The sequence below is a fragment of the Variovorax nivicola genome, assembly GCF_051216475.1.
Classification (GTDB): domain Bacteria; phylum Pseudomonadota; class Gammaproteobacteria; order Burkholderiales; family Burkholderiaceae_C; genus Variovorax.
Window position 1 is genome coordinate 1 of the sequence record NZ_JBPJZK010000023.1, and the last position, 20,651, is coordinate 20,651.

A 20,651-nucleotide genomic window follows, 5' to 3' on the forward strand; every position below is an offset into this window, starting at 1 on the left:
GGCCGCAAGGGCCTCTCAAACGCATGGGGATGCTCGGTGAGACGAGCTTGCGAGCGCAACGACAAGCACACGCGCTCGCCATCAAGCCAATTTACGACTTGATCAGACCTTCCCTAGACTCAGCTGAAACAAAAAGCGCATGCGGAACAGGACAATGATCAGCAAGAGATCCGCGAGGGCAGTAAACAACAACACCCACCGCCTGGCACCTGGCTCCATCAAGGTCGAAGCGCCGAACCAAAGTCCGCCCGTCACAGCGATGGCCAGGCCAGGTATCTGCCAGAACAGTGCGTTGAGCGAGCGCATGTGTTGTCCCGCTTCCAGATAGATCACCTCCGCCAAACGAGCGCTACGCGAGGCGTCTTCGCGTGCCAAGGTCAACTCATGTTTGCGGATCTCAAGATCGGTGGCGAGCTTGGACTTGTGGTCCTCCACATTCCTGGAAAGCGTCGATTTCAGCACTTCCAGCTTGGTCGTTGCACTATCGCTGAGAGCGGTCTCATTGGTTGTCATACGTGTCGGCGCTGATCGAATCTTGATCCCCGGGGAGGTTGAATATTGACGGGGGTGGAAGTCGGGTTTTCGATGCCGGCTGCGCACAGTTTAGTGTCCGCGGCGTGCTCCCCGATGTTGAATTGCGCACGGGGTACGCCGAGCGATTATTGTTGCTGCTCCGCACGCCAGGCCAGAACTCTAGGCACCACAAGCTCTGCAAGGTGCTTGGTGTCTTCCGGCGTTCCCGAGCAGCCAAACGAGAGCGAGATGGTGACAAGACAGGCGGATTCGATGAGAGGTCGCATCGTGTCCAAAAATGCTAAGACTTCTTCATCCTGCCATAGGTCGCTGCCGTACTCCATCTTGGATTCGTTGTTGAAGAGATCGAGACAGAGGTCAAATACGAGCGGATGCGCTGGCGCTATGCTGGCCAACGATTCGGCGGTCGGATGCAGCATCTGTGTCGCGCCAGACGCTGCGAGCACCTCCTCGCCGATCCCGATGTCCCCTCCGTTGTCCTGTTTGCAGAAAAAGTGGACGGCGTCGAAGCGACCCCGCACCACCACGGGCGCAATAAATGAGTCGTACCGGATCCATTCACCCTCAGCAATCAGGGCATGCAGCCCGTCCAAGTCGGCGGCTAGCATCTCCGCCTCCTCCTCCGGATTTTCGAAGAAGTCGTAGCCTCCGTCCCAGTGATGATCTGCGTGCGCTAGGGTGAACTTCGCCAGGCTGGAGTCAGCTGCGTAGCGCTCCCAGATCCACAGGGCCCACTTGTGGTTGTCCATCAACCAAGTCTCTGTCCCAAGATGCTCGACGTACTCGTCATCGCGTTTCAGGTCTTGATAGTCGATCTTTACCACAGCCTCTCCACGGTTCGCTTGTCCGCAATTGCGTTCCCAGTCCGGACAAGCCTTTCTGCCGTTCGACCTACCCACAGTTGCCTCGCAGGTGCTGCGTCCTTCGCAGTAAGGCGACCTCACCCACCGAGTCAGCGGCGGCGCAGTGGATACGCTGTCCTGCACAATAGCGCCGAAGCAGCGGTTATATCGGAGGAGGGCCGGTGGCAGGTAAGCATCATGATTTGGTGGACTTCACCAAGAAGTACAAGGGCGAGCTCTATTCATTTTTTCTCGATTTGAAGAGCTGGCGGCAGTTCAAGACAAGGCATAACCTGGCTTGGCAAAAACTGCGCTTCGGTGCCGTGAGCCACGCATCGGTGCCAAAAGAACGCGGCATCTACGCCTTCACGGTGGAACTCGCGCCTTCAAAATTGCCAATACACGGATATATTCTGTACGTGGGCATCAGCGGCGACACTTCCGGGGCAAATTTGCACAAAAGGTATGCCCAGTACCTGCGACAGCTTAAGAACAAGGATGGGCGGCCGCGCGTATTCACATTCCTAGAAAACTGGGCGGACGACCTGTTCTTTAACTTCGTCCCACTTCCCAGCGCTGCTGTCATCCTGACGCGCGAGAAAGAGGCTAGCGAGTAAGTGGAGACTTCGCCAAACGCAATAGCTACGGCTTTAAGGCAGGCGACTCGGCAAAACCGCCGACAGCCTTCTGTACTCCGCAAACAGGTGGTCGCGAACACATTGAACAAGGTCAAGGAATTCGTCGATGTGTTTGAACTCGGCCATGTCATTCTGGTGAGTCAAGATCACGGTGGGGGTAGCGCGATTGGTCGTGAATTCCAAGGCACCGCCAAGCACGGACATGTCCGCATGCGCCAGCAACTCATTTCGAGTCTTCTTCAATCGCTCGTGCAGCGCCACATGATTGGATGGAACGCAAGCAGCAAGGATTCTTCGCGAGTTTCCTTGGCTATCCTTGGACTGGTTGAACATCGTCATGTACTCGACGATTGCATGCCGAAAGGCTGGCCCCGCTAAGGGATGGGTCAAATCTGCCTTCACGTCCTGCAAGATTTGATGGCAGGAACTCGCCCGCTCGACACAGACGGTTAGGTGAACGAGGTCATCCTCGGGACTTTTGGGGCTTGGCATGCTCTGCTTGCACCTCGTGCCTTGTGATTCTTTAGGCACCGATCGTATCGGGCCCTGCGCTGCTGCACCCTTCAGGCTTACTCTGAGCCACCGTCAGCAGGGTTTGACCTCCTTGAAGCGCAGTGCACGGCTGCTAGTTCTTCTGACCTCCACGTCGAAATCCTCGATCCCTTCCCATGAATGCCTCCAGCATGTGCGGGATCAGCGTCACTGCATCCACCACTTCCCCATAGGTCTGTGCATGCAGCGCCGCATAGCGGTCCAACTCCGTCTTGAGGCTGCCCGGACAGGTGAAGGTCAGCTTGACGCTCTCGGTCCTGGGTAACGGCCCCAGCCGCAGCTTGCGCGTCGTATTCATCGATTTCCACCTCGCACGAAGAATAGCGGCTGGTACGGCCGCAGGACGAGGTCCTTGCTCACCATCACGCGCATCGGAAACCCCGGCCGGATCGTCAGCGTCGGCTGAATGCTCGCATTGCGCTTCGTGATCTCCTGCCCGACCTGGTTCACTGTGTCCTGCGCTCCCTCACGTACAGAGATCACAAGGCGATTGCCGTCCTGATCCGTCTGATTCTGCGGCGCCGCCAACTCGGCCCCGACCCCAAGCAGCGTCGATAGCGCCGCGCCGGCCAGGATGCGATCCCAATGCCAGTCGACACCGTCCTCCAGCCCGGCGTAGCCGGCAGGATCAATCCCCGGCAACCGGTCCAGCGCCACCGACGATGTGTCCGGCAGGATCAGCCGCATCCACACCAGCAGCACGCGCCGCTGCCCGAACGCCACCTGGCTGTCGTAGCGACCGATCAGTCGCGACCCCTGCGGGATCAGCAGATGGCGCCCCGTGGCCGTGTCATAGACCGCCTCGGTCACCGTGGCGATCACCTGGCCCGGCAGGTCGGAGTTGATGCCCATCACCAGCGCCGCCGGGATGATGGTCCCCGCCATCACCTGGTAAGGCGAAGCGGGCAACTGCAGGCTGCCCGGATTGCGCGTGGCCGTGTCACCGGCCTTCGCAAGAAAGGCTTCCTTGCGGTCTTGGCCGTTCTGCGCCACCGCAGGGTCGGCCGACGAAGCCATGGTTGAGCTCATGGCGCCGAAGGGATTGAACGGCTGCTGCCCCGCCGTCAGCCCGGACCCATCGCCGACAGGTGCCGGCAAGGCGCTCTCGGTGGAAGTCCCCCGCTTTGCAGCAGCACCATCACCGCTGCGCCGGAAGAACACCGAGGACCGCGCCGCCTCCTCGGCCGCCAACCGCTCGGCCTGCGCCGGATCCACAGCATTGCCCGCCCTCGCCTCCATCGGCTGCTGTGCCTTCGCCATGGCCGAGCCGAGATCTCCCGGCAGCGGCGGCCCCAGCACCGGTGGTGCCGGCTTCGACGCCGGCGGCATCCCGGCGTAGTCCTTCGGCAACTGATCCAGCCCATCCGCCCGGGCCACGCGGTCCACGTTGTACAACTCGGCGGCCGGATTGCGCTCGCGTCTCTGCGACTGCAGCGACCACATCGTGCCGCCGAGCACGGCTGCGGCCAGGGCGCCGGCGCCGAGCGCCAGCATGCGCCGGTTGAGCCGCACGACCGGCCGGGGCTGCGCGCGCAGGGCCACCGTCTCCGGCGCGACCTTGGGCATGACTTGGGGCGATGGCGGTGGCACCGTGTCTTCCCCACTCATGACCCGTCGCTCCGCGTACCCTGAGTGCTGCCGATCGCGCCATCCGTGCGCTCGATGCGCACGACCTCGGCCTTGCCGCCCTTGAAGCCGCCCAGCCGCAACTCCGCCGCGCCGAAGAGGCGGTCCACCACATAGTACGGCGAGCGGAAGCGGTAGTTCACGAGCTGCCCATCGCCCTGCGGCCCGATCACGAACAGCGGCGGCAGCTCGCCCTGCGCGATGCCGCCCGGGAACTGGATGTAGACCCGCTGCCCGTCGTCGAAGGCGCGCATCGGCTTCCAGGACGGCGCATCGCCGCTGATCGCATAACGGAACCGGATCTGTTCCACCGACAGCCCCGCATCCACCGGTGCCGCAGCCTGCGCCTCCCTCGTCTGCTTCTGCAGCGCCAGCATCCGGTCCTTCGGATAGTCCCAGGACACCGACGCCATCCAGGCCTGCGGCGTCGAGGACAGCTCCAGCAGGTAGGTGCGCCGGTTCGTCGTGATGACCAGGTTCGTCTTCAGGCCCACGCGCGTGGGTTTCACGAGCACATGGACACGCTGGTTCGCGCTGCTGCCGCTGACCGTGTCGCCCACGATCCAACGCACCGTGTCGCCGGCCGAAACCGCCACCAGTTCCTCGCCCTCCTGCAGCGCAATCACGGTGACGCGGCCCGGACTGGTGTAGACCTGATACAGCGCACCGTCCGCATACGGCCAGACCTGGATCGCATTGACGTAGCCCTCGCGGGTCGGCGCGACGCGGGCCTCTTCGTTGGCCCGCGAGACACGGATTTTCTCGTCGGCGGGTTCCGGCACTGGCTTGGCCTCCTGCGCGCTCGGCAGCGCCTTCATCTGCCCAGGCAGCGGAAGAAGCTTTGGTACCTCCACCACCTCGACGGGCGGGGCCGGCTCGGGCAACAGCTGCGCGGCGGCGGCCACCGGTTCGTCCAGCGAGATTGCCGGTGGTGCCTTGCCCTGCGTGGCACAGCCCGCGGCGACCGCCACTACGCTCAGCAAGATCGGCGCAGATACGCCTCTACGGAAATCAGTCCTCATGGCTTGGTTCCTTTCGCTGTGTCCGTCGCATCGAGCTCGCGGCTCCAGGACAGCCCGTTGACATAGATGCCCAGCGGGTTCCTGCGCAGCCGCTCCTCGGTGCGCGGCGCCTGCAGCACGATCGCGAGCACCGCGGTCCAGCGCTCCAGCCCGGCCGCCTCGCCGTTGACGTAGCGCCGCTCGGTCCAGCGCACCTGGAACGACGAATCGCTCGCGCGCACCACGCTGTTGATCTGCACCGCCACCGAGCTCTCTCCGATGCGCGAGAACGGATCGTTGGCGCGCGCGTGGTCGTTCAGCGTCGCGGCGCCGCGGTCCGTCGTGTATTCGTAGGCCTCGAGCCAGTTCTGCCGCACGACGATCGGATCGATCGACAGCGAGCGCACGTCGGTGATGAAGCGCGCGAGGTGATGCGCGATCTGCGCATCGCTGGGCTTGTAGGGCGTGGCGGCCTCGCCGACGGCGCGCACCTGGCCGGCGCTGTCCACTTCGACGACGTAGGGCGTCACGATGGACTGCGCCGAGCGCCAGACCAGGCCACCGGCCATCAGCAGCGCCAACGAGAGGCAGCCGAAGGCCATCAGGCGCCAGTTCTTCGCCTGCACGCGCGCGCTGCCGATGCGCTGGTCCCAGACCTGCGCCGCGGCTTGGTACGGCGTGACGGGCTCGGGCGTGTCCGAGTACCGCACCTGGGGTCGCTTGAATCGCATGGATGGTTCTCCTCAAAAGAAACCGGATCAGGCGTTGGAGTCGTCGCGCAGGCTCGGGCCGGCGCCGCTGCCGCCGTGGTCGCCCGAGCGCAGCACGTGCGCCGTCGTCGAGGCCGCATGGCTCAGCTGCTGCTTGCGGCGCATCTGCCGGGCCCATGCCGGTTCGGGGGTTGGTCCACCGGCCTCGCCCGCACCGGGAGATGCCGCATTCCCCGTCATCGCAGGCGCAACCGCATCGGCCACGAAGCTCGCCACGCGGCCCTTCACGGTCCTGGCGCCGGACGCGACGCGCTGGCCGACAGTGCCAGCACCGGATTTCGCGAGATGGGCGAGACCGGCGCCGGCCGCGCGCACGCCCCCAACGCCGGATGTCGCGGCGCCCGCCTGGTAGGCCGACTTCGCATCGCTCGCCAGGCCGCTGGCCGAGCGAGCGGCCGCCGCGCCGCCACCGATGGCTGCACGCGCCGCGCCGGGCGCCATGCGCGCCCCCGCGGCCACGGCGGAACCCGCACTCGCCACGGCCGCGCCACCGGCAACGGCCAGGCCTGCCGCACCCAAGGCCGTTCCCGCCGCCGCGCCCGCACCGAGCTGCGGCGCGCCCGAAACCAACCCCGTCGCGATCCCCGGGCCGAAGATCCCCAGCCCCAGCATCGCGAGCGCCGCCAGCATGACGGTCAACGCATGGTCGATGGAAGGCTCGGCCCCCGGTGGCGTGCGGAACTCCGCGAAGAGGCCCGTGCCGATCCCCACGATCACGGCCAGCACCAGCACCTTGATGCCTGAGGACACCACGTTGCCCAGCACCTTCTCGGCCAGGAACGCGGTCTTGTTCCACAGCGCGAAGGGCACGAGCACGAAGCCCGCGAGGGTCGTCAGCTTGAACTCGATCAAGGTGACGAAAAGCTGCACCGCGAGCACGAAGAAACTCACGATCAACACCAGCCAGGCCAGGAACAGCACCGCGATGGTGTCCAGGTGGGCGAAGGTCTCGGGGAAGCCCGTCATCTCGCCGATCTGCTCCATGATCGGCCGCCCCGCCTCGATGCCGACCTGCGCGAGCCGGCCGGGCTGCAGGAACTGCGCCTGCGTCAGGCCGGAGCCTGACGCTACCAGGCCGAGCCCCGCGAACGAACGGAACAGGACGCCGGCGAGCTGGTTGAAGTTGCCGATGATGAAAGCGAACGCCCCCACGTAGAGCACCTTCCGGATCAGCCGAGCGATCACGTCGTCGCCCTGCCCGCTCGCATAGCTCATGGCCCAGAACAGCCCGGCCAGCGTCATGTCGATCACGACCAGCGTGGCCGTGAGGAACGCCACCTCGCCATGCAGCAGGCCGAAGCCCGAATCGATGTAGCGCGAGAAGACGTCGAGGAAGCGATCGATGACCGCGACATCGTCCATCGCGTCAGTCCTTGGCGCCCGTGCCGATTGGCGATGAGGCGGGTGCGGCCGGTGGCGGGACCGGGTCGCTCGCATAGGGCGACGTGCCGCCCCTCATGAAGCGTTGGCGCGTGGCCTCGGCCACCGCCTGGCACTGTGCGTCGCCCATCCGGGCATGGTCGGCCTTGCACTGCGCGCGCAGATCCTTCAGCCGCTCGGGATTGGCGACCAGCGATTCGATGGACTCGATCGAGGGTTGGGTCGGCTCGGGCTTGCCGCAGCCGGTGAGCACCAGCGCCACAGTGGCCGTGATGATGAAAAGCAGGTTCTTCACGGGCTGCCCCTCAGTCTCCATAGAAGTTCACGCTGTACGGCGTGTACGGAGTGCCGCTGCCCATGAAGCGGCGCCGCACCTCGCGCGCACGCTCCTGCACGGCCACCTGCCGCGCCTGTTCCAGCGCCGCGGAGCGGTCCTGCGTGATCTGCAGCTGCTGCGCCTGGATCGCCTGGCGCGACTGCAGCGCCAGCAGCTGGTTAGTCGCCTGCATCGCCTGCAAGGCGCCCGTGGCCGACTGGCTGCGATTCACGAGATCGGTCAGCGCCCGCTCGTCGGCGGCGAAGTTCTGCATCGCCTGCGACTGCACCTGCGTCGCGGTGCGGAGAGCCTCCAGCGAGTTGCGCCAGCGCTGGCGCGCATCGCCCGCCATCTGCGCACCGGAGATCGCCGCCGAAAACGACTCGGGGTACAGCCGCTTGAACTCTTCTTCCATGCGCGAGACGTTGAAGGCCAGCCCCTGCGCCTGCTGGATCAGCTGGTTCGTCGCCGCCAGCGTCGACTTGAGCTCGGACAGCGCACTGAAGTCCAGGCCCTGAAGGTTCCTCGCCTGGTTGCGCAGCATCTGCGCCTCGTTCTGCAGCTGCTCGACCTGGTTGTTGATCTGCTCCAGCGCGCGGGCCGCCGTCAGCATGTTCTGGATGAAATTGGACGCATCGAACACGGTGTCGCCGACGCCGAAGATGGCATGCGCCGGCGGGGCCACACCGAAAGCGATCGCACTGACCGCAACCAGCGCGGCGATCCGGGGTTTGAAGGAAGACTGGAGGTTCATGGCATTGGCTCCTGCGGGGTTGAGGAAAGAGATGGGGATGCAGATGGAAACGATGGAATGAGGTCGGCCGCCCAGCCGAGCCCGCGGTGGCGCAGCCAGGCGGCCGCGAAGACCGAAGGCATGCGCGCGAACGGCGACTGCAGCACCGAGGCCTGCACGCGGTCGAGCGCGCGCTGGTCCTCGGGCGAGCCCGCGCCGGCAAACGCCAGCGCCACCGGCCCGAGCCCGAGCTCGAAGACCCGGTTGCCAAGGCGCGACTGGTAGTAATAGTCGCGTTTGGGCTGCGCCGTGGCGACGATCTCGATCTGCCGGCTGTTGAGCCCGAAGCCCTCGTAGATCACGCGGATCTGCGGTTCGGTGGCCTGCGGGTTGGGCAGGAAGATCCGGCTCGCGCAGCTCTCCACGATCGCCGGCGCGATGCTGGAGTTCTGGATGTCGGCCAGGCTCTGCGTGGCGAAGACAACCGAGACGTTCTTCTTGCGCAGTGTCTTGAGCCACTGGCGGATGCGCGCGGCGAACACCGGGTCATCGAGGAACAGCCAGGCCTCGTCGAGAATCAGGAGGGTCGGCGCGCCGTCGAAGCGTTCGTCGAAGCGCTCGAAGAGGTAGCCAAGCACGGCCAGCACCGCGGCCTTGCTGTGCATCAGCTCCTCCATCTCGAAACACTGGACGGAGGAGGCCCCCAGCCGGTCCCGGTCCGCGTCCAGCAGCCGCCCGTGCGCACCGCCGAGCACGTAGGGCGCCAGCGCCTGGCGCAGGGTATTGGACTGCAGCAGCACCGCGAGGCCCGTCATCGTGCGTTGCTCCAGCGGCGCGGTGGCGAGGCTGGCCAGCGCGGACCACACCATCTCCCGCTCGGCCGGCCCGACCTCGAGGCCCTCCTGCCGAAGCCGCCCTTCCACCCACTCCGCCGCCCAGGTGCGGTATCTGTCCTGGTCAATGCGCGCGAGCGGCTGGAAGGCGATCTCTCCATCGGTACCGAGGTCGTAGTGCTCGCCGCACAGCCCGAGGACCGTGGCGCGCATCGAGCGCCCCATGTCGAAAGCCAGGATGCGCGAGCCTGCATAGCGGCGGAACTGCAGCGCCAGCGTGGCGAGCAGCACCGACTTGCCCATGCCGGTCGGCCCGACCACCAGCATGTGCCCGACGTCGCCGATATGGGTGACCAGCCGGAACGGCGTGGCGCCATCGGTGCGCGTGACGATCAACGGCGGTCCGTCCAGATGCGCATTGCGCTCGGGGCCTGCCCACACGGCCGACACCGGCATCATGTGCGCGAGGTTCAAGGTCGAGACGATGGGCTGGCGCACATTCGCGTAGGCATGGCCCGGGATCGACGACAGCCAGGCCTCGACCGCATTCAGCGTCTCGGGGATCGTGACGAAGCCCCGGCCCTGGATCGTGCGCTCCACCGCGCGCAGCTTCTCGTCGGCCGCCGCCGCGTCGGCGTCGAGCACGGTCACCGTGGCGGTCACATAGCCGAAAGCCACCTGGTCGCTGCCGAGCTCCTGCAGCGCCGCATCGGCATCGGCTGCTTTGTTCGAGGCGTCCGAGTCGACCAGCGGGCTCTCCTGCTGGAAGATCGTCTCTCGCAGCAGCGCCACGATGTTCTTGCGCTTGGCGAACCACTGGCGGCGCAGCCGCACGAGTTCCTTCTCCGCCTCCGCCTTGTCCAGGCACAGGAAGCGCGTGCTCCAGCGGTAGGTGAAGCCCAGGCGGTTCAGGTCGTCGAGCAGGCCCGGCCAGGTCGAGGTCGGGAAGCCCCGCACCGACAGCACCCGAAGGTGACGGCTGCCGAGCATCGGCGCCAGCCCGCCCGTCAGCGGCTCGTCGGCCAGCAGTGCATCGAGGTGCGTCGGCACCTCGGGCACGGCGACCGCATGCCGGCGGGTGGACACGCAGCCGTGCAAGTGGGTCAGCGTTTGGGCATCGTCAAGCCAGCCGATCTCGGGCATCACACCTTCGAGCAGGCCGAGGAAGCGCTCTGTCTCGGAGACGAAAGCTTCCAGCCGTCCTCTCCAGTCCGATCCGTTCGAGGCATCCGATCCCGACTTGTCTTCCGTCCCGGCGTTCTCGTAGAGCAGGTCCGTGGCGCGCGCCTTCGATTCCTCGGGCGGCAGGTACAGCAGCGTCAGGTGATAGCAGCTCTCGAAATGGCTGGCGTCCTCCTCGAAGGCGGCGCGGCGCTCCTCGTCGACCAGCCAGGACAGAGGCTCCGGGAACGACGACTCTGGATAGCCGGCCGCCTCGCGGCGCTCGGCCTCCACGAACAGCGCCCAGCCCGAGCCGAGCCGCCGTAGCGCGTTGTTCAAACGCGCCGAGGTGGCGACGAACTCGCCCTGCGTCGCGCTGTCCAGGTCCGGCCCGCGGAACCGCGCCGTGCGCTGGAGCGATCCATCCTTGTTGAGCACGACCCCGGGCGCGACCAGGCCAGCCCAGGGCAGCCAGTCGGCCAGCAGCGCCGGCCGCTTTCGGTATTCGGCGAGATTCAGCATCGCGTCTCCCCTTCCCGCCTTACGCGTCCAGCAGCGAACGCTGCTTGATGTGCCGCGCAAAGACCTGCATGAACTGCGGATCCAGCCTCGCACCCCAGACAGCCAGCGCGTGGCCGACGATCCAGAGCGCGACGCCGGGCAGCCAGAGCTGCAGTCCCAGTCCCACGGCAGCGGCCAGCGTGCCGTTGGCGATCGCCACAGTGCGCGGCGCGCCGCCCAGCAGGATCGGTTCGGTGAGGGACCGGTGCAGCGGAATCTCGAAGCCGGGCGCGAGGCCCGGCGAAGAGCTCGCCGAGAAGGCGTTCAGCGCGTTCATGCCAGCACCGCCCCGCCCGAGAAGCTGAAGAAGGTCAGGAAGAAACTGGAGGCGGCGAACGCGATCGACAGGCCGAACACGATCTGCACCAGCTTGCGAAACCCACCCGACGTGTCGCCGAAAGCCAGCGTCAGCCCTGTCGCGATGATGATGATCACCGCGATGATCCGGGCCACCGGCCCCTGGATGGACTCCAGTACCGACTGCAGCGGTGCTTCCCAGGGCATGTTCGAGCCGGCCGCATGCGCAGGCGAGGCGACGGCCAGCAGCAGCGCCGCTAGGGTGACAAGGTACAGAACCGGTTTTACGGAAATGCGTGGATGCGTCATGACGGTGCTCCGGGATCGGATGAAGGAACAGAGGTGGATGAAGAGAACAAAGGGAACCCGGGCACCAGCGAGGTATCGAGCTGATAGCCTTGGCTGTCGTGGCCGATGACGCGTGCGATCTCGCGCACGCGGCGGGCGCGACCACGGCCGGCAATGAAGACGATGACGTTGACCGTCTCGGCAATGAGAGCGCGCGGCACCGTCACCGAGACCTCTTGCACAAGCTGCTCGAGGCGCGTCAACGCGCCGGCCGCAGAGCCGGCGTGCACCGTGGCGATGCCGCCTGGATGGCCGGTGCCCCAGGCCTTGAGCAGGTCCAGCGCCTCGGCGCCGCGCACTTCCCCGACCACGATGCGATCAGGCCGCAAGCGCAGGGTGGCGCGCACCAAGTCGGCCATGGTGCTGACACCCGGCTCGGTGCGCATGCCGACATGGTCATCGGACCGGCACTGCAGCTCCACGGTGTCTTCGAGGATGAGCACGCGGTCGCGCGTCTCGGCGATCTCGTCGAGCAGCGCATTCGCGAGCGTGGTCTTGCCGGTGCTGGTGCCGCCGACCACCACGATATTCTGGCGCTCGCGAACAGCTCGCCGCAGAAACTCGGCTTGATCTGCAGTCAAGATGCCGTCCGCCACATAGCGCGCGAGATTCATGATCCGCAGCGCCCGCTTGCGGATGGCGAAGGACGGCGCGCGAACCACGGGTGGCAATACGCCAAGGAAGCGCTCGCCGGTCTCGGGCAATTCGGCCGAGAGGATTGGAGCCCCCGCATGTACCTCGGTGCGCACGTGCGCTGCCACCAGCCGGATGATCCGCTCGGCCACGGGTGGCGGGATTGCGGTACCAGTGGGCTCCCGGCCAGTTCCAAGCCGGTCTACCCACAGCGAGCCGTCCGGATTCAACAGCACCTCCACGACCTCCGGATCCTCAAGCGCCTTCGCGATCTCTTGCCCCATGGCCGTGCGCAACATGCGAATGCGCCGCGCCAACGATGCGTCCACGGAATTCGGTTCAGGCGTCGGATTCACGGTCTATTTCCTGCGATTCGGTTGGGGAAGCCGCATATGCAGCTGGCGCCTCGGACGCAGCGGGTGCGATGTCTTCATGGACTTCGCGCACCAGGCTGCGTCCGCGCTGGATGTGGCGAGCGAGTTGCTCGATGAACTGCGCGTAGCGGGCGCGCCCCTGCGCACGAGCGGCCTCCTGCTGACCCTCGGGCACGGGCAGCGAGACCGTGAGGAAATAGCGGATGTACAGGGCGAGCGTCTCGATCAACACGTTCTGGTCGCGTTCGAGTCGATCGAACTGGCGCGAGAGGCGGTCCAGGCGCTTCGCCAGCGCTGCCTCACGCTGGTCCTGGGCGTCGGGCGAGAGGAATGAGGCCAGCGCCGCTGCGATCACTGCGGACTTCGACACACCCTTGTGCGCAGCGACCCGGTCCAGGCGTTTCGCATGGTCTGGCTCGAGGAAGATGTTCAGGCGCGCACGGGTCATAGCGCAATCCCGTCGTCAGGGTCCAGGGCCGCGAGCCGAGCGGTGCGCATCAGCTGCCTGTCGGCGTCCTGTGGACGCACGGGTATGTCGTCATCGTCGTCGAGCACCAGCAGCCCATCGTCATCCGGCAATGCCAGCGTGTCGGCTGTGGCATCCAGCTCAGGCTTCAGCTGACGGCCACCCTCGTCGGCAAAGCCGCCGGCATCGTGAGCAGGCGATGACTCGGGGGCGAGCAGCGGAGCGAGTCCGCCCCAGTCGTCCGGGCGCACCGCGGGTCGGTCCGCGTAGACATTCGCAGCGAGAGTCGGTGCGGGCAGAACGCGAGGGATGAAGTTTCGATCCTGGTAGTACCGCAGCTTCCTCGCCTTGATCGGTGGATGGCCCGAGACCATCACCACGGCGTCATCGGGCGGCAGCTGCATCACCTCGCCGGGCGTGAGCAGCGGTCGTGCCGTCTCCTGGCGCGACACCATCAGGTGGCCGAGCCATGGCGCCAGCCGGTGGCCTGCATAGTTGCGCTGCGCGCGCAGCTCCGTCGCAGTACCGAGCGCCTCCGAGATGCGCTTGGCCGTTCGCTCGTCGTTGGTCGCGAATGCGATGCGCACATGGCAGTTGTCGAGGATCGAATGGTTCTGGCCGTAGGCCTTGTCGATCTGATTCAGGGACTGTGCGATCAGAAAGGCACGTAAGCCGTAGCCAGCCATGAAAGCCAAAGCTGACTCGAAGAAGTCCAGTCGGCCCAACGCCGGAAATTCGTCGAGCATCAGGAGCAGCTTGTGCTTGCGTGCGATACCGTCCGAGCCGTCGAGCGATTCGGTCAAGCGACGACCGATCTGGTTGAGGATCAGACGGACCAACGGCTTGGTGCGACTGATGTCGGAAGGCGGTACCACGAGATAAAGCGCTACCGGATGCTCCGCAGAAATCAGGTCGGCGATGCGCCAGTCGCAGCGAGAAGTGACTTTGGCCACTGTGGGATCGCGGTAGAGGCCCAAAAAGCTCATGGCCGTGGAGAGCACTCCGGAGCGCTCGTTGTCGCTCTTGTTGAGGACTTCACGCGCCGCGGACGCGACGACCGGATGCACTGATTCGCCCAGGTGCCGCGTGGACATCATCCGGTGCAGCGTGACCTCGAATGGGCAGGCCGGATCGGACAGGAAGTTGGCGACACCGCACAGCGTCTTTTCCTCGCAGGCATACAGCACATGCAGGATGGCGCCAACCAGGAGGGCATGACTGGTCTTCTCCCAGTGATTGCGACGTTCCAGCGCGCCTTCAGGGTCTACCAGGATATCCGCGATGTTCTGCACGTCGCGCACCTCGTGCATGCCGCGGCGAACCTCGAGCAACGGGTTGTACGCGGCCGACCTCGCGTCCGTCGGGTTGAACAGCAGGCAATGCGAGAAACGCGCGCGCCAGCCGGCAGTGAGATTCCAGTTCTCGCCCTTGATGTCGTGGATCACGGCAGAGCCAAGCCAAGACAAGAGGGTTGGAATGACCAGGCCAACACCCTTGCCCGAACGTGTCGGCGCGAAGGCGAGGATGTGCTCGGGTCCGTCGTGACGCAGGTAGTCACCGTCCCTGCTCTTCTTGCCCTTAAACTTTCCCAAGAAAACGCCCACCGCGTTCATCAGACCGGCCTTGACAATCTCTCCAGGCTCGGCCCAGCGCGCCGAACCGTAGGTCACGACATGCTTCGTATGGCGTGCGCGCCACACGGCCATCGATATCGCGGCGCCAGCAGCGGCGATGCCGCCCGATGCGGCGACGGCTCCTCCGCGCAGGAACACCTCCGGCGCGTAGGCATCGTAGAAGTACCACCACTCGAAAAGCTTCCAAGGCTCGTAGACAGGTGCCCCGGAAATCTCGAACCATGCAGACCCCAACCGTGTCTGGTAGCCGAGCGCACGCGCGGTCCACTGTGTTCCCGCCCACACGCCGCCCACGGCAACGCCGAGAACCACAATGATTTGACCGAACAAAATGCCTGTCGCTGACTTCGCCATCGCCCACTTCTTTCGACTATTGGTTCCAGCACGCGAATGCCACGATGACACTGCACATGTAGGATTCTGGAATCGAGGCGCCGCACGGCACACCCATCGTGGCGTGGCGTGGCGTACGTGGGGTGAATGTGTTGTTCTAGCTTTTGACCTGTCCGAACCTGCGCACGGAGGATCGAAGCATGTCAGGCGACGAAGAGCATCTCAAGGGATGCGGCGCCTGTCCAAAGCCGTTAGCGCGAGGCAGCATCGCGCGGCGATAGCACGCCGTAACAGTTATTGCAGGGTTCTGGGGTGATCGATCTTGAACTCCTGACCAGCGCACTGGCCGGCGCCCCGTACGACACGCACATCTGGGCCACACCGCGGACTCCTTCGGGGCCATGGGCACGCGAGCAGTTGGGTGACGAGGCCGGTTACTGGCTGCAAGGCCCCTCTGAAACCCTCAACGTGTGACCGCGGGCTCCGACCGATCGAATCATCGGCCCCACCGGCGCCGATCGATGGACACACAGTGCGCGACAGCGACTTCGTGGACGTGCCAATCTGGTTGCGCTCCTCTGAGCCCCACTTCCCAGCGATGCGTGGTCGCAACTTGGTATTCGGTGATCACCGAAGTCGGTTGAAGGCGCGGGCAGTCCGTTCTCCAGCGCTCGTGCATACGGCACGCCCTGATTGCTCTCCGTCCCACTACACCGGCAAATTCGCTGAGCGCTTGATTTCCTTGAGCGAAAACCCGGTGTACATCTCCTTGACGTTGCCGAGCGTGCGAATGCGATACATCGCCAGTTCATGGAATGCCTCCATGTCTCTGACAACAACCTGCAGAAGGTAATCGTATTTGCCAGACACGTTATGGCAGGCAACGACGCTGGGCAAGGCCATCACCCCCGCTTCAAAAGTTCGCATCGCCTTCTCCGAGTGACTATCGAGCGAGATGCTGATGAACGCAAACAACCCCCACCCCAACGCCTGCGGATTGAGCGCGGCATGGTAGCCAAGGATGACGTGCTCCTCCAATCGCTTCAGCCGTTTCCAGCATGCAGGTGGCGATAGCGAAACCCGACCCGCGATCTCCGCGTTGGCCAACCTGCCATCCGTCTGCAGGATCTGCAGGATGGCGCGATCGATTTCGTCTAGCTCCATAGAAGCTCTCCAGATCAACAAAAACAAGGCCAATTGACTAATTATATTTCCTTGACTCCCTGATATTGGCTAACTACGTTAATCCTATTTTTCGCGCCGGCAATGATACTTATCGACTACCGAGGTCAGCGATTTGCATCTTCGCGCCAACGCCAGCCATCAGCAAAGTTCGGCCAAAGAGGTCCTTACGGTTCGCACCGGCCACTCAACTCTCATAAGAAAACGGAGACGCGCATGAGCATGTTTAGAACAAAAAACCTGGATGCAATGGTTGCAGCCAGTCGTGCTCCAGGGGGCCTCGAGAAGGTCCTGGGCCCTTTCGATCTGGTCTTGATGGGCATCGGAGCCATTGTCGGTACCGGCATCTTCGTTCTGACCGGCACGGGTGCGCTCACCGCCGGCCCTGCACTCACGATCTCTTTCGTGATAGCGGCACTGGCCTGCTGTTTCGCCGCACTTTGCTACGCCGAGTTTGCCTCGACCGTTCCGATCGCGGGATCGATCTACACATACAGTTATGCCACGCTGGGAGAACTGGTGGCCTGGATGATCGGCTGGGACCTGATGCTCGAATACGGCCTGGCCGCTGCCGCCGTCGCAGTCGGTTGGGCGGGATACTTCCAGTCATTGATCTCCGGCTTTGACTCGAGTCTGCCCACCGTACTGACAGCCGCCCCAGGCGCCTTGCCTGGCGTGAAGACTTGGTTCAACCTCCCCGCGCTGCTCATCGTGCTGGTGCTCACAACCATGCTCTCGCTCGGCATGCGGGAGTCTGCCCGCATCAATAACGTGATGGTTGCTATCAAGGTCGGCGTGGTATTGCTCTTTATCGCGGTTGGCGCGCGTCATGTGCGACCCGAGAACTGGCAGCCGTTCATGCCGTTCGGCCATCAGGGAGTTCTCAGCGCTGCAGCGCTGGTCTTCTTCGCTTTCATCGGCTTCGATGCGGTCACGTCTGCGGCGGAGGAAGTCAAACGTCCCGAGAGGGATCTGCCCGTCGGCATCATCGGATCGCTGTTCGTATGCGCAGTCCTTTACGTCGTTGTATCGGCGGTTATGACCGGCATCGTTCCGTATCAGAAGTTCCTGGGCGTGGACCATCCCATTTCTTTGGCCTTGCAACACGCCGGCGAGAACTGGGTCGCTGGGTTCGTGGATCTGGGCGCCATTCTGGGAATGACCACAGTGATCCTTGTGATGCTCTATGGACAGACCCGCATCGTGTTCGCCATGTCGCGGGATGGTCTCCTGCCATTGAAGCTGTCCTCGATCCACGTCAAGCATCGGACTCCTTTTTTCACCACCTGGGCGGTAGGCCTGACGATCGGATTGATTGCGGCACTGGTCCCGCTGAGCGTGCTGACCGAGTTGATCAACATCGGCACCCTGGCCGCGTTCACCCTCGTCTCGATCGCCGTGATGATCCTGCGCCGCACGCGTCCCGATCTGAAGCGCGGGTTTCGCTGTCCCTGGGTACCTGCCGTGCCCTTGCTGGCAATCGCCTTCTGCGTGACCCTGATGACATATCTGGAGGCCATGACGTGGGTGGCATTTGTAGTCTGGCTGGTCATCGGTCTTGCGGTCTATTTCAGCTATGCGCGACGTCGGTCCTTGCTGAACTGATCGACGCATTTCACAACCAACCTCTGAAAGATTTGAAATGACCTTGGACGACTCCGGCCTAGGTGCCGGCACGGTACTCGCGCATGCCGGAATCCACCCTGAAGACCATCACGGCTTCGTAAATCCTCCGAGCTACCGCGGATCGACGGTAGTATTTCCTGACGTGGCTACCATGCAGAGCGGCACCCAGCGCTTTGGCTACGGTCGGTGGGGCAATCCAACGACTGCCGCACTGGCCGAAGCCATCACGACGCTGGAAGGCGCCGAGGGCACGGTGCTTTGCCCCTCAGGTCTGGGGGCGTGCACCACTGCGATCCTGGCCGTCGCCGGTGCCGGGGACCACCTCCTGGTCCCTGACAGTGTCTACGCGCCCACGCGTCATTTCTGTGAGACCGCTGGCAAGCGATTCGGAATCGAAACGACCTACTACGACCCGTCGATTGGCGCAGGCATCGAAGTCCTGTTTCGCTCCAACACCAAAGCGGTGTTCACCGAGTCGCCGGGATCTCACACGTTCGAGATCCAGGACATTCCCGCGATCGCCGAAGTGGCGCGTCGACACGCGGCGCTCGTCATCATGGACAACACGTGGGCTACCCCCCTGTTCTTCAAAGCCATACCGTCCGGTGTCGATCTTTCTCTGATGGCTGCCACGAAGTACATCGTGGGTCATTCCGACGCCATGCTCGGCACGGTCGCGGCCGGACCCCGCGCCTGGGAAAAGCTCAAGGCATTTCACTTCCAGTTCGGCATGTTCGTAGGGCCGGACGATGTTAATCTCGCGCTGCGAGGCCTGCGCACGCTGGAGGTTCGTCTGACGCGGCACCAGCAGAGCGCACTTGAAATCGCGCGTTGGCTTGAGAGTCGAGAAGAAGTCGCGCGCGTGCTTCATCCAGCCCTGCCCTCGCACCCCAGTCACAATTTGTGGAAACGTGATTTTTCCGGGGCGAGCGGCCTGTTCTCCTTCGTGACCAGGGCGGCCCCATTCAAGGCCGTGCAGGCCATGCTCGATGGCCTCTCCTTCTTCTCGCTGGGATACTCCTGGGGTGGATTCGAAAGCCTCGCGTTGACGGTGGATCCCCGCAAGATCCGCACAGCCACCGTCTGGAACGAGCCAGGCCACCTGATCCGCCTGCACATCGGCCTGGAGGATCCGGTCGACCTGATCGCCGACCTGCAAAAGGGCATTGCGCGCTTCAGGGCCGCATCTGCGTGATGCATGGCACCGTTGCGGAGCAACCGGCGCGGCGAGACCGTCTAGCCATGGCGCTTCGGAAATGCAGGCGCTCGCTGCGAAATGAAAGCCGTTTGGGACAAGTGGCCAAACATAACTGAGCTCGCCAGTAAGAAGCACTCCGGTAGAAGCCGAGTCACCCAAGATCTTTGGCTTACTTCGGCTAAGCCATGGGCTCAAAAAACATCGTTTTACGTAGGGAGCGCCTCCTTCTACGATTTGCCGGACTGAGACGTGAGTTCTTTGCGTCCGGCAAGTATCGATTTTCTTGACACCAAAGAGGAGCCTTCATGACCCAACACTCAGCCGCTATCCAATGGCAGCGGTCGCCCCACCCGCAAGACGAACGCACCTACTCGCGCAACCACGTGGCATCGCTCGCAGGTGAGCAATCCGTCAACGTTTCAGCCTCCGTGGAGTTCAAAGGCGATCCGGTCTGCGCGGATCCCGAGCAGATGCTGGTCAGCGCAGTGGCGAGCTGCCACATGCTGACTTTCCTGGCCATCGCGGAATTTCAGAAGTACCGGGTGGAAACCTATCAAGACCATGCCGTGGGCTACCTTGAAAAAGTCGAGGGCGTCGGCATGGCCATCACCCACATCGATCTGTCGCCCAAGATTACGTTCAGCGGTGACAAAACCCCCGATGCAGTTGCGCTGGCTCGGCTGCATGCCGGCGCGCACAAGAACTGCTTCATTGGCAACTCGATCACCGCCAAGGTGAGCGTGGTGACCGATGAGGTCACGGCGTGAACCATGTCAATGCACGCATCGATTGACGAGGCTGGGGGGATGCCGCCACCTTCCATCCAAGAGGCATTGCTAGTGCGCGAAGACAGCCACGGCGTGACCACCCTGCGCATGAACCGTCCGCTGCAATTCAATGCGCTTTCCGAAGCCATGCTGGATGCGCTGCAACACGAGTTCGATGCCATCGCAGCGGATCCGTCCGTGCGCTGTGTCGTTCTGGCCGGCGCCGGCAAGGCCTTCTGTGCCGGCCACGACTTGCGAGAAATGCGTGCGCAGCCAAGTCTGGCGTACTACAGGGCCCTGTTCGCCCGATGTAGCCGCGTGATGCAAGGTCTACAGGCTTTGCCTGTGCCAGTCATTGCGCGTGTGCAAGGTATCGCCACGGCGGCAGGCTGTCAATTGGTCGCCAGCTGCGACCTAGCCATCGGTGCGGAAACAGCAAAGTTTGCGGTCTCCGGCATCAACGTTGGCTTATTTTGCGCGACACCGTCGGTAGCGCTGTCCCGAAACGTCTCGCCTAAAAGAAGCTTCGACATGCTGGTCACAGCGCGCTTCATCGACGCCGCCACCGCCGTGGATTGGGGATTGATCAACTCGGCAGTGCCCGAAGACCAACTTGATGCCGCCATCGCGCAGAAGGTCTCCCAGATCCTTTCCAAGAGTCCGACTGCGGTGCGCTATGGCAAGTCGATGTTCTATCGGCAACGTCAAATGGCCTTGGCTGACGCGTACGAATACGCCAGCGACGCTATGGCCCGCAACATGATGGAAGAGGACGCTGGCGAGGGCATCGACGCGTTCCTGGAAAAGCGCCAGCCTACATGGCGCTCCTGACGTTGACGCACGCCT

General features: G+C 64.0%; 22 protein-coding genes. 5 read left to right on the forward strand and 17 right to left on the reverse strand.

The features are described 5' to 3' along the window. Nucleotides 1–102: 102 nt before the first annotated feature. Both ACSFBF_RS35340 and ACSFBF_RS35345 read right to left on the reverse strand, forming a co-directional pair. Nucleotides 103–513 carry a hypothetical protein gene (locus ACSFBF_RS35340; RefSeq protein WP_435475047.1) on the reverse strand — a complete coding sequence of 137 codons (411 nt, stop codon included), beginning with the start codon at nucleotides 511–513 and terminating at the stop codon, nucleotides 103–105. 146 nt (nucleotides 514–659) lie between these two features. Further along, nucleotides 660–1,358 carry a peptide arginase family protein gene (locus ACSFBF_RS35345; protein ID WP_435462696.1) on the reverse strand — a complete coding sequence of 233 codons (699 nt, stop codon included), beginning with the start codon at nucleotides 1,356–1,358 and terminating at the stop codon, nucleotides 660–662. Nucleotides 1,359–1,558: 200 nt separating this feature from the next. Between ACSFBF_RS35345 and ACSFBF_RS35350 the strand changes: the two genes are divergently transcribed. Continuing rightward, on the forward strand, nucleotides 1,559–1,993 hold the full coding sequence (locus ACSFBF_RS35350; RefSeq protein WP_435462695.1) for a hypothetical protein: 435 nt from the start codon (nucleotides 1,559–1,561) through the stop codon (nucleotides 1,991–1,993). A 33-nt stretch (nucleotides 1,994–2,026) separates the two neighbouring features. Here the strand turns inward: ACSFBF_RS35350 and ACSFBF_RS35355 are convergent, their stop codons facing one another. The 15 genes from ACSFBF_RS35355 to ACSFBF_RS35425 form a co-directional block, all read right to left on the reverse strand. Further along, entirely contained in the window at nucleotides 2,027–2,353 is a 327-nt protein-coding gene (locus tag ACSFBF_RS35355; RefSeq protein ID WP_435462694.1) for a hypothetical protein, read from the reverse strand. A gap of 286 nt (nucleotides 2,354–2,639) precedes the next feature. After that, nucleotides 2,640–2,864, reverse strand: a complete 225-nt coding sequence (locus ACSFBF_RS35360; protein ID WP_435462693.1) for a DUF2274 domain-containing protein — start codon at nucleotides 2,862–2,864, stop codon at nucleotides 2,640–2,642. Continuing rightward, entirely contained in the window at nucleotides 2,861–4,174 is a 1,314-nt protein-coding gene (locus ACSFBF_RS35365) for a TraB/TrbI/VirB10 family type IV secretion system protein (protein ID WP_435462692.1), read from the reverse strand. The genes ACSFBF_RS35360 and ACSFBF_RS35365 overlap by 4 nt, the downstream gene beginning before the upstream one ends. Then, on the reverse strand, nucleotides 4,171–5,214 hold the full coding sequence (gene trbG, locus ACSFBF_RS35370; RefSeq protein WP_435462691.1) for a P-type conjugative transfer protein TrbG: 1,044 nt from the start codon (nucleotides 5,212–5,214) through the stop codon (nucleotides 4,171–4,173). The genes ACSFBF_RS35365 and trbG overlap by 4 nt, the downstream gene beginning before the upstream one ends. Then, on the reverse strand, nucleotides 5,211–5,924 hold the full coding sequence (gene trbF / locus ACSFBF_RS35375; RefSeq protein ID WP_435462690.1) for a conjugal transfer protein TrbF: 714 nt from the start codon (nucleotides 5,922–5,924) through the stop codon (nucleotides 5,211–5,213). The genes trbG and trbF overlap by 4 nt, the downstream gene beginning before the upstream one ends. Before the next feature lie 27 nt (nucleotides 5,925–5,951). Then, nucleotides 5,952–7,325, reverse strand: a complete 1,374-nt coding sequence (gene trbL, locus ACSFBF_RS35380; protein WP_435462689.1) for a P-type conjugative transfer protein TrbL — start codon at nucleotides 7,323–7,325, stop codon at nucleotides 5,952–5,954. A gap of 4 nt (nucleotides 7,326–7,329) precedes the next feature. Continuing rightward, on the reverse strand, nucleotides 7,330–7,638 hold the full coding sequence (locus ACSFBF_RS35385) for an EexN family lipoprotein (RefSeq protein ID WP_435462688.1): 309 nt from the start codon (nucleotides 7,636–7,638) through the stop codon (nucleotides 7,330–7,332). Nucleotides 7,639–7,648: 10 nt separating this feature from the next. Continuing rightward, nucleotides 7,649–8,413 carry a P-type conjugative transfer protein TrbJ gene (gene trbJ, locus ACSFBF_RS35390; RefSeq protein ID WP_435462687.1) on the reverse strand — a complete coding sequence of 255 codons (765 nt, stop codon included), beginning with the start codon at nucleotides 8,411–8,413 and terminating at the stop codon, nucleotides 7,649–7,651. Continuing rightward, a complete protein-coding gene (gene trbE / locus ACSFBF_RS35395) occupies nucleotides 8,410–10,908 on the reverse strand; it encodes a conjugal transfer protein TrbE (RefSeq protein WP_435462686.1) in 2,499 nt (832 codons plus the stop codon). Before trbE ends, trbJ begins: the two co-directional genes overlap by 4 nt. 19 nt (nucleotides 10,909–10,927) lie before the next feature. Further along, nucleotides 10,928–11,224 carry a VirB3 family type IV secretion system protein gene (locus tag ACSFBF_RS35400; RefSeq protein WP_435462685.1) on the reverse strand — a complete coding sequence of 99 codons (297 nt, stop codon included), beginning with the start codon at nucleotides 11,222–11,224 and terminating at the stop codon, nucleotides 10,928–10,930. Next, a complete protein-coding gene (locus ACSFBF_RS35405) occupies nucleotides 11,221–11,553 on the reverse strand; it encodes a TrbC/VirB2 family type IV secretion system protein (protein ID WP_435462684.1) in 333 nt (110 codons plus the stop codon). Before ACSFBF_RS35405 ends, ACSFBF_RS35400 begins: the two co-directional genes overlap by 4 nt. Continuing rightward, nucleotides 11,550–12,524: a P-type conjugative transfer ATPase TrbB gene (gene trbB / locus ACSFBF_RS35410; RefSeq protein WP_435462701.1), complete on the reverse strand. Its 975-nt coding sequence runs from the start codon at nucleotides 12,522–12,524 to the stop codon at nucleotides 11,550–11,552. Before trbB ends, ACSFBF_RS35405 begins: the two co-directional genes overlap by 4 nt. Before the next feature lie 40 nt (nucleotides 12,525–12,564). Further along, nucleotides 12,565–13,047, reverse strand: a complete 483-nt coding sequence (locus ACSFBF_RS35415) for a CopG family transcriptional regulator (protein WP_435462683.1) — start codon at nucleotides 13,045–13,047, stop codon at nucleotides 12,565–12,567. Next, entirely contained in the window at nucleotides 13,044–15,053 is a 2,010-nt protein-coding gene (locus ACSFBF_RS35420; RefSeq protein WP_435462682.1) for a conjugal transfer protein TraG, read from the reverse strand. Before ACSFBF_RS35420 ends, ACSFBF_RS35415 begins: the two co-directional genes overlap by 4 nt. Before the next feature lie 687 nt (nucleotides 15,054–15,740). Further along, complete coding sequence (locus ACSFBF_RS35425; RefSeq protein ID WP_435475054.1) at nucleotides 15,741–16,196, reverse strand: Lrp/AsnC family transcriptional regulator; 456 nt, start codon at nucleotides 16,194–16,196, stop codon at nucleotides 15,741–15,743. Nucleotides 16,197–16,430: 234 nt separating this feature from the next. Here ACSFBF_RS35425 and ACSFBF_RS35430 point away from each other — a divergent pair, with 234 nt between their 5' ends. From ACSFBF_RS35430 to ACSFBF_RS35445, 4 genes are all read left to right on the forward strand, one after another. Continuing rightward, nucleotides 16,431–17,819, forward strand: coding sequence for a branched-chain amino acid transporter BcaP (locus ACSFBF_RS35430; protein ID WP_435462655.1), 1,389 nt, complete (start codon nucleotides 16,431–16,433; stop codon nucleotides 17,817–17,819). A gap of 37 nt (nucleotides 17,820–17,856) precedes the next feature. Next, entirely contained in the window at nucleotides 17,857–19,035 is a 1,179-nt protein-coding gene (gene metC / locus ACSFBF_RS35435; protein WP_435462654.1) for a cystathionine beta-lyase, read from the forward strand. A gap of 308 nt (nucleotides 19,036–19,343) precedes the next feature. Continuing rightward, nucleotides 19,344–19,805, forward strand: a complete 462-nt coding sequence (locus ACSFBF_RS35440) for an OsmC family protein (protein WP_435475056.1) — start codon at nucleotides 19,344–19,346, stop codon at nucleotides 19,803–19,805. 39 nt (nucleotides 19,806–19,844) lie between these two features. Then, nucleotides 19,845–20,636: an enoyl-CoA hydratase gene (locus ACSFBF_RS35445; protein ID WP_435462699.1), complete on the forward strand. Its 792-nt coding sequence runs from the start codon at nucleotides 19,845–19,847 to the stop codon at nucleotides 20,634–20,636. The last annotated feature ends 15 nt before the right edge of the window (nucleotides 20,637–20,651 follow it).

What these genes read in the sequence shown, in the direction of transcription:
- ACSFBF_RS35340 (WP_435475047.1), bottom strand. Translation starts at nt 513, where the DNA reads ATGACAACCAATGAGACCGCTCTCAGCGATAGTGCAACGACCAAGCTG.
- ACSFBF_RS35355 (WP_435462694.1), bottom strand. Translation starts at nt 2,353, where the DNA reads ATGACGATGTTCAACCAGTCCAAGGATAGCCAAGGAAACTCGCGAAGA.
- ACSFBF_RS35360 (WP_435462693.1), bottom strand. Translation starts at nt 2,864, where the DNA reads ATGAATACGACGCGCAAGCTGCGGCTGGGGCCGTTACCCAGGACCGAG.
- ACSFBF_RS35365 (WP_435462692.1), bottom strand. Translation starts at nt 4,174, where the DNA reads ATGAGTGGGGAAGACACGGTGCCACCGCCATCGCCCCAAGTCATGCCC.
- trbG (WP_435462691.1), bottom strand. Translation starts at nt 5,214, where the DNA reads ATGAGGACTGATTTCCGTAGAGGCGTATCTGCGCCGATCTTGCTGAGC.
- trbF (WP_435462690.1), bottom strand. Translation starts at nt 5,924, where the DNA reads ATGCGATTCAAGCGACCCCAGGTGCGGTACTCGGACACGCCCGAGCCC.
- trbL (WP_435462689.1), bottom strand. Translation starts at nt 7,325, where the DNA reads ATGGACGATGTCGCGGTCATCGATCGCTTCCTCGACGTCTTCTCGCGC.
- trbJ (WP_435462687.1), bottom strand. Translation starts at nt 8,413, where the DNA reads ATGAACCTCCAGTCTTCCTTCAAACCCCGGATCGCCGCGCTGGTTGCG.
- trbE (WP_435462686.1), bottom strand. Translation starts at nt 10,908, where the DNA reads ATGCTGAATCTCGCCGAATACCGAAAGCGGCCGGCGCTGCTGGCCGAC.
- ACSFBF_RS35400 (WP_435462685.1), bottom strand. Translation starts at nt 11,224, where the DNA reads ATGAACGCGCTGAACGCCTTCTCGGCGAGCTCTTCGCCGGGCCTCGCG.
- ACSFBF_RS35405 (WP_435462684.1), bottom strand. Translation starts at nt 11,553, where the DNA reads ATGACGCATCCACGCATTTCCGTAAAACCGGTTCTGTACCTTGTCACC.
- trbB (WP_435462701.1), bottom strand. Translation starts at nt 12,524, where the DNA reads ATGTTGCGCACGGCCATGGGGCAAGAGATCGCGAAGGCGCTTGAGGAT.
- ACSFBF_RS35415 (WP_435462683.1), bottom strand. Translation starts at nt 13,047, where the DNA reads ATGACCCGTGCGCGCCTGAACATCTTCCTCGAGCCAGACCATGCGAAA.
- ACSFBF_RS35420 (WP_435462682.1), bottom strand. Translation starts at nt 15,053, where the DNA reads ATGGCGAAGTCAGCGACAGGCATTTTGTTCGGTCAAATCATTGTGGTT.
- ACSFBF_RS35425 (WP_435475054.1), bottom strand. Translation starts at nt 16,196, where the DNA reads ATGGAGCTAGACGAAATCGATCGCGCCATCCTGCAGATCCTGCAGACG.
- ACSFBF_RS35430 (WP_435462655.1), top strand. Translation starts at nt 16,431, where the DNA reads ATGAGCATGTTTAGAACAAAAAACCTGGATGCAATGGTTGCAGCCAGT.
- metC (WP_435462654.1), top strand. Translation starts at nt 17,857, where the DNA reads ATGACCTTGGACGACTCCGGCCTAGGTGCCGGCACGGTACTCGCGCAT.
- ACSFBF_RS35440 (WP_435475056.1), top strand. Translation starts at nt 19,344, where the DNA reads ATGACCCAACACTCAGCCGCTATCCAATGGCAGCGGTCGCCCCACCCG.
- ACSFBF_RS35445 (WP_435462699.1), top strand. Translation starts at nt 19,845, where the DNA reads ATGCCGCCACCTTCCATCCAAGAGGCATTGCTAGTGCGCGAAGACAGC.